Here is a 6174-nt window from a genome sequence, read left to right as displayed (position 1 = left end):
CGGTTACATTCCGAACCCGGAAGTTAAGCTCTTCAGCGCCGATGGTACTGCACCGGGGACGGTGTGGGAGAGTAGGTCGCCGCCGGACAATCTTTATAGGGGAGGGTCACCCGTTGACGGGTGGCCCTTCCTTTGTTTTCGTGTGTGGACAGTGTGTGGGGGGCTGCGGTCCCCCTTTTTTTGTGCCCAAAAACAGGGCCGTTCCCTGGACTGTGCTTTCTAGGTGTTCGGGGCGGTCTGTAGGAGGGGTTCGATTCGGTAGGGGACCTGGACGGACAGGGCGATCGTCGTGTCCGTGCGCTGCACCGCCGGCGAGGCCAGGATCCTGGCGATGATCTCCTGGAGGTCGGGGGTGCTCCTGGCGACGACGCGGCAGAGGAGGTCGGCCTGGCCGCTGGTGCCGTACACCTCAAGGATCTCTGGGACGGGGCGTAGGGCCTCGACGGCCTCGGCGAGGCGTCCCTGGGCGATCTGCAGGGAGACGAACGCCAGGATGGGGTAGCCGACTCCCTCAGGGGTCACGGTCGGGCCGAAGTCGGCGATCACGCCGCGGTTGATGAGCTTCTCGACACGGGCCTGGACCGTGCCTCTGGCGACGCCGAGCAGGCGGGCCAGCTCGGTGAGGCCTATGCGGGGGTTGGCGCGCATCGTCACCAGGAGGCGACTGTCAAGGTCGTCTATGGACACCGACTCAGACTAGGCGATATGACCAGTCATAGATAGGTCTGACCATGCGATCTTGCGCGGATCGCGTAGTAAAACTGCTCGCTCTTGTCAACGTTTCTTGGAATTGCTGTCATTTTGTATATGTTCGAAGAAGCACAGTACTTCGCACCGGTGGCGACCCGCGACGACGGCACGGTGGAGGTCGAGCTGGCCGCCAGTCATCCCGGGTTCGCCGATCCCGTCTATCGTGCGCGGCGCAACGCGATCGCGGCGCTGGCGGTCGACTATGTGCCGGGCACGCCTATCCCGACGGCCGAGTACACCCCGCAGGAGCACGAGGTGTGGGCGTTGGTCAGCCGCGAGCTGGCGACCAAACACCGCGTGTACGCGACGGCGGAGTATCTGGATGCCGTCGAACGGCTCGGTCTGCCCGGAGACAGGATCCCGCAGCTCCAGGAGGTCAGTGAGCTGCTGTATCCGCTCACCGGCTTCCGCTACATCCCCGCGGCGGGGTTGGTGCCGCTGCGTGAGTTCTACGGTGTGCTGGCCGACGGGTTCTTCCACTCGACGCAGTACATCCGGCATCACTCGACGCCGCTCTACACGCCGGAGCCGGACGTGGTCCACGAGGTGATCGGGCATGCCAACTCGCTGGCCTCGGACCGGTACGCGCGGCTGTACCGGGTGGCGGGTGAGGCGGCGCGCCGGGTCGAGAGCGACGCGGCGCTGGAGTTCGTCTCGAAGGTCTTCTGGTTCACCCTGGAGTTCGGCGTGATGACCGACCAGGGCGAGCTGCGGGCGTACGGCGCGGGCATCCTGTCCTCCTACGGGGAGATCGAGGAGTTCCGCGGGATGGACATCCGGCCGCTGGACATCGCTCGTATGGGCACCACTCACTACGACATCACGAAATATCAGGATGTTCTCTTCCGGGCTGACTCTCTGGACCATCTTGAGGACGTGGTCGGGGGATTCTGGGCCACGTGTGACGACGAGTCCATCGCCAGACTGGTCGCCGACGCCCGCTGAGGGAGCCGCTTCAACGGAGGGGAAGCCGGTCAAGGACTTGTCCACCCTTCGGGCTGGGTTTGTCCGCGTCGGCTTCCACCCTCGTCCCGTGGGATAGACCTCGATCATGGACTGGGGAAGCCCCGATCTGACGACGAGGATGACACGCCGGATCGCCCTGGCGGCTGCCGTACTGACAGTGGGGTTTACATGGGGATGCGGGCCCGTGGGCGGGATGTCCGCCAGAACTGTCACCTCTCCCACCCCGTCGGCAAGCCCAGCGCCTTCGACGAGTCCGGTGGTGCGGCAGAGGGCGCCGAAGGTCGTGGCGGCGAGGGTCACTCGGGAGCTTGACCGGTTCCTCTCCGGGCGGGGCGTGCGGGTCGCGGCCGCGGTGCGTGATCTCGGCACCGGGCGTTCGTACGTCTACCACGGTGAGCTGCGGCTGCCGACGGCCAGTGTCTCGAAGATGGACATCCTGATGGCGCTGCTGCTCGACACGCCCTGGCACGAGCTGGACGCGCGGGCCAGGCGGGACGCCGAGAGGATGATCCGGCTCAGCGACAACGCGGCGGCCGACCGGCTCTACGAGCGCATCGGCCTGCACGACGGGCTGGCGCGGGCGAACCGGAGGTTCGGGCTCGGGAACACCTACGCGCCGGCGGGACGGTGCGCGGGGGTGTACTGCTGGGGCATCACGCAGACGGTCGTGGCGGACCAGATCAGGCTCGTCCGGATCCTGGCCGGGCACGGGGACCTGCTGCCCGAGCGGGACCGTGAACAGGTGCTCAGGCTGATGAGGAACGTGGTCGCCAGACAGGCGTGGGGCATCAGTGCGGCGGCCTGCGACGGGAGCCGGGTGGCGTTGAAGAACGGCTGGCTGCACCACATGGCCAACAGGCTCTGGGCCATCGCCAGCGTCGGCCTGATCCGGGAACCCGGCCACGACTACGCCGTCGCCGTACTGACCGAGGACGGGGCGAGCAAGGCCGCGGGCATCGCGGTGGCGGAGGGTACGGCCAGGCGTGTCCTCGCGGCCTTCCGCGGCGGAGGATGCGCGAACGGCGCCGGTCGTCCGCCGACCGGCGCCGAGGATCAGACGGTCTTGTCGACCAGTCGGTAGCCGACGCCCCTGACGGTCTGGATCAGCTGGTCGTCGGTGTCGCCGAGGCGGGCCCGCAGACGTTTGACGTGCACCGCGATGGTGTTGGTCGAGGTGGTGTCCGTGGAGTTCCAGACGTGACGCATGATCTGCTCCCGGGTCACCGTGCGATGCGCGTTGCGCATCAGGTAGTGCAGCAGCTCGAACTCCCGCAGCGGCAGATGGACGGTCCGCCCGCTGACCTTGACCTGGTAGGCGTTGACGTCGAGCTCCACGTTGCCCACCACAAGCGTACGGCGCATGCCAGACTCTCCGGAGAAGGCGGCCTGTACCAGAGGAAGGAGTTCAGGCACGCGGTACGGCCGGGCCACACACGCGGTGGCTCCGGCCGAGAGTGCCTGTACGGCTTGCTCGGCGTGGTTGTCTCCCACGCCCAGCAGGACGGGTACCGCCCGCGACAGCCGTACGGCGCGGATGAACTCCACCGCGCCGATGATCGGCAGTGAGGCGCTGACGAGTACCACGTCGGGTTGGAGCGCCCCGGCCTGCAACAGGGCCTGGGCGCCGTCGGCGACGCCCATGACCTCGATTCCCTCGCGTTCGAGGGCGTTGGCCAGACCCTGGACCAGAGCCGATTCCGGATCCGCCACCAGCAGCAGGGGCGCCGTCCGGGTGTCCCCGCTCACCTCGGGTGCCGTCTGCGGCTGGATCACCCGGGTCCTCCTTATGGGGTTGGTTTATCCGAAGCGGCCGGTGATGTAGTCCTCGGTCGCTTTCTGGCTGGGGTTGGTGAAGATGCGGGACGTGTCGTCCATCTCGATCACGCGGCCCGGCTGGCCCTGACCCGCGAGGTTGAAGAACGCGGTACGGTCGCTGACCCGGGCGGCCTGCTGCATGTTGTGCGTCACGATGATGATCGTGAACTGGTTCTTCAGCTCGGACATCAGGTCCTCGATCGCCAGGGTGGAGATCGGGTCGAGGGCGGAGCAGGGCTCGTCCATCAGCAGGACCTCGGGCTTGACCGCGATGGCCCTGGCGATGCACAGGCGCTGCTGCTGTCCGCCGGACAGGCCCGCTCCCGGCTTGTTGAGGCGGTCCTTGACCTCGTTCCAGAGGTTGGAGCCCTTCAGTGAGGTCTCCACGATGTCGTCCATCTCGGACCTGGCGTACCTGCCGTTGAGCTTGAGGCCGGCCGCCACGTTCTCGTAGATCGACATGGTGGGGAACGGGTTGGGGCGCTGGAAGACCATGCCGATCATGCGGCGCACCGAGACCGGCTCGACGTCGGCGGCGTAGAGGTCCTCGCCGTCGAGCAGGACCTTGCCCTCGACGCGCGCGCCGGGGATGACCTCGTGCATGCGGTTCAGCGTCCGCAGGAAGGTGGACTTGCCGCATCCGGAGGGGCCGATGAAGGCCGTGATCGACTGGGGCTCGATCGTCATCGAGATGTCCTCGATGGCCTTGTGCTTGCCGTAGTACGCGTCGAGGCTCGAAACCTGGATCTGCTGGCTCATCTGCGACGTTCCTTCCTATCGCCTGGCCGGCGAGCGCCACCAGCCGATGAGGCGCGCCACCAGGTTGAGCAGCATGACGATCAGAATGAGGGTGAGCGCTCCGGCCCATGCCCTGTCGATGGCGACGTCGGTGGGACGGCGCGACTGGTCGAACACATAGAGGGGCAACCCCATCTGCGGCCCGTCGAAGGGGTCGGTGTTGATGGAGTCGGTGAAGAAGACGGTGAGCAGCAGCGGCGCCGTCTCACCGGCGACACGGGCGATGGCCAGCATGATGCCGGTCACGATGCCGGTGAACGCGGTGGGCAGGACGACCTTGACGATCGTCCGCCACTTGGGCACGCCCAGGGCGTAGGAGGCCTCGCGCAGGTCGTTGGGGACCAGCAGGAGCATCTCTTCGGCGGAGCGCACCACGGTCGGCATCATCAGGATCGACAGGGCCAGGGCGCCCGCGAAACCGGAGAACGGCATGCCCAGGGCGAGGATCCAGAAGGCCAGGATGAACAGGCCGGAGACCACCGAGGGGATGCCGGTCATGACGTCGACGAAGAAGCTGATCGCCCGGCTCAGTCGTCCGCCTCTGCCGTACTCGACGAGGTAGATCGCGGTGAGCAGGCCGACGGGGATCGAGATGACCGAGGACAGCAGGACCTGTTCGAGCGTGCCGATGATGGCGTGGTAGGCGCCGCCGCCCGCGTCCCTGGCACCGATGTTGCGCATCGAGTGGGTCAGGAACTCCATGTTGAGCCTGGCGAAGCCGTTGCTGAGCACGAGCCAGAGGACGGACAGCAGGGGCACGACGGCGATGGCGAACGACAGGTAGACGAGTCCCTGGACGATCTTGTCCTTGACGCGTCTTCCCGTGGAGATGCGCCGGATCGCGGGCGCGTGCTGGATCGCGGTCATGCGGCTGCTCCGGAGAACTCCTTGCGGCGGGCGACGATCAGGCGTGCCGCCGTGTTGACCAGCAGCGTGATGATGAACAGCACCAGACCGGAGGCGATCAGCGCGCCACGGCCGATCGGACCCGCCTCGGCGAATCCGTTGGCGATGTTGGCGGCGATGCTGTTGCCCTCGGGGGCGAGGATCTGGAAGCTGATGCCGAACGTCGCGGGGAAGATGAGGGCGACGGCGATGGTCTCACCCATGGCGCGGCCGAGGCCGAGCATGGAGGCGCTGATGACGCCGGGACGTCCGAAGGGCAGCACCGCGGTCTTGATGACCTCCCAGCGGGTCGCGCCGAGGGCCAGTGCCGCCTCCTCGTGCATCCTCGGCACCTGGAGGAACACCTCCCGGGAGATCGCCGCGATGATCGGCAGGATCATGATCGCGAGGATGATCGAGGCGGTCATGATCGAGTGTCCGCCGACCGAGTCGCCGCCGAACAGCGGGATGAACCCGAGGTATTCGTGGATGAACTCGTAGGGGCCCTGGACGAGCGGGACGAGGAAGATGACGCCCCACAGGCCGTAGATGACGCTGGGCACCGCGGCGAGCAGGTCGATGACGTAGCCCAGGACACCGGCCAGGCGGCGGGGGGCGTAGTGGGAGATGAACAGCGCGACCCCGACGGCCACCGGCACGGCCATGACCAGGGCGAGGAGCGAGCTGAGCAGGGTGCCGAACGCCAGGGCCGCGATACCGAAGGACGGCTCGGTGTTGTTCGGGGTCCAGGTGAGGGTCCCCAGGAAGCTTCCCTGGTTGGCCTGGAGGGCGGGAACCGCCTCGACGATCAGGAAGACGGCGATGGCCGCCATGATCGCGAGCAGGAGGATTCCGGCGCCCGTCGAGGCGTAACGGAAGGGAGCCTCACCTCGGCTGCGCCGCGAGGCGGACCGGCCGGTGGCCGACCCGCCGTCGCGAGTACGAAGTGACGTCGCCATC

7 protein-coding genes and 1 rRNA gene are annotated in these 6174 nt (G+C 67.2%); 3 read left to right on the top strand and 5 right to left on the bottom strand.

All coding sequences use genetic code 11. From position 1 onward, the window contains the following. Nucleotides 1–88: ribosomal RNA gene (gene rrf / locus FHS44_RS29305) — 5S ribosomal RNA — on the top strand; the annotation flags it as partial. A gap of 131 nt (nt 89–219) precedes the next feature. On the opposite strand, the gene FHS44_RS42455 is transcribed toward rrf, so the two are convergent. After that, nucleotides 220–687, bottom strand: a complete 468-nt coding sequence (locus FHS44_RS42455; RefSeq protein WP_184720445.1) for an Lrp/AsnC family transcriptional regulator — start codon at nt 685–687, stop codon at nt 220–222. Between the two features lie 120 nt (nt 688–807). Here FHS44_RS42455 and FHS44_RS29295 point away from each other — a divergent pair, with 120 nt between their 5' ends. Both FHS44_RS29295 and FHS44_RS41185 read left to right on the top strand, forming a co-directional pair. Beyond that, nucleotides 808–1695 carry a phenylalanine 4-monooxygenase gene (locus FHS44_RS29295; protein WP_184720443.1) on the top strand — a complete coding sequence of 296 codons (888 nt, stop codon included), beginning with the start codon at nt 808–810 and terminating at the stop codon, nt 1693–1695. A 277-nt stretch (nt 1696–1972) separates the two neighbouring features. After that, the gene (locus FHS44_RS41185; protein WP_312863852.1) at nt 1973–2797 is read left to right on the top strand and encodes a serine hydrolase; all 825 of its coding nucleotides are present in this window, start codon (nt 1973–1975) and stop codon (nt 2795–2797) included. Here FHS44_RS41185 and FHS44_RS29285 read toward each other — a convergent pair. From FHS44_RS29285 to pstC, 4 genes are read right to left on the bottom strand one after another with little or no spacing between them, the layout of a single operon-like run. Beyond that, entirely contained in the window at nt 2770–3489 is a 720-nt protein-coding gene (locus tag FHS44_RS29285; RefSeq protein ID WP_184720439.1) for a response regulator transcription factor, read from the bottom strand. The genes FHS44_RS41185 and FHS44_RS29285 overlap by 28 nt on opposite strands. A 24-nt stretch (nt 3490–3513) precedes the next feature. Beyond that, a complete protein-coding gene (pstB, locus tag FHS44_RS29280) occupies nt 3514–4290 on the bottom strand; it encodes a phosphate ABC transporter ATP-binding protein PstB (protein ID WP_184720437.1) in 777 nt (258 codons plus the stop codon). Between the two features lie 15 nt (nt 4291–4305). Further along, on the bottom strand, nt 4306–5196 hold the full coding sequence (pstA, locus tag FHS44_RS29275) for a phosphate ABC transporter permease PstA (protein ID WP_184720435.1): 891 nt from the start codon (nt 5194–5196) through the stop codon (nt 4306–4308). Further along, nucleotides 5193–6173: a phosphate ABC transporter permease subunit PstC gene (gene pstC / locus FHS44_RS29270; protein WP_184720433.1), complete on the bottom strand. Its 981-nt coding sequence runs from the start codon at nt 6171–6173 to the stop codon at nt 5193–5195. The genes pstA and pstC overlap by 4 nt, the downstream gene beginning before the upstream one ends. Between the last annotated feature and the right edge of the window lies 1 nt (nt 6174).

This window comes from Streptosporangium saharense, from assembly GCF_014203715.1.
GTDB classification, from domain to species: domain Bacteria; phylum Actinomycetota; class Actinomycetes; order Streptosporangiales; family Streptosporangiaceae; genus Streptosporangium; species Streptosporangium saharense.
Note: the sequence above shows the minus strand (reverse complement) of the source record. Positions and strands in the feature narration are given on the sequence as shown.